Below are 382 nucleotides of genomic sequence, written 5' to 3'. Positions count from 1 at the left end.
CATTATCAATGACTGGGCCGACATCGGTAGCTGCATACAGCGGATTGCCTACAACCAGTTCAGCCATATTGCCTTGCAGTAGCTCAATCAACTCATCAGCGACTTCTTCTTGTACACATAATATGCGACAAGCTGAACAACGCTGACCTGCTGAGCCAAAGGCAGACAACACCGCATCTCTGACTACTTGTTCAGGTAGTGCTGTCGAATCGACAATCATGGCGTTCTGACCACCCGTCTCAGCGATAAATACGGGCAACTCCCCGCTGGCTTGCGCATGATCATTGAGGCTTTGATTGATACGTTGCGCGGTTTGGGTCGAACCGGTAAAGATGACACCAGATAAATTGTCAGCGGCGGTTAATGCCCCACCCACTTCACC

General features: G+C 50.5%; 1 protein-coding gene. It reads right to left on the bottom strand.

Features of this window, described 5'->3' with window-relative positions:
• On the bottom strand, positions 1 to 382 hold a 382-nt coding region (locus AAEY83_RS13125), incomplete at both ends, for an aldehyde dehydrogenase family protein (RefSeq protein WP_351059399.1).

The organism is Psychrobacter sp. TB20-MNA-CIBAN-0197, from assembly GCF_040309765.1.
GTDB lineage: Bacteria > Pseudomonadota > Gammaproteobacteria > Pseudomonadales > Moraxellaceae > Psychrobacter > Psychrobacter submarinus.
Note: the sequence above shows the minus strand (reverse complement) of the source record. Positions and strands in the feature narration are given on the sequence as shown.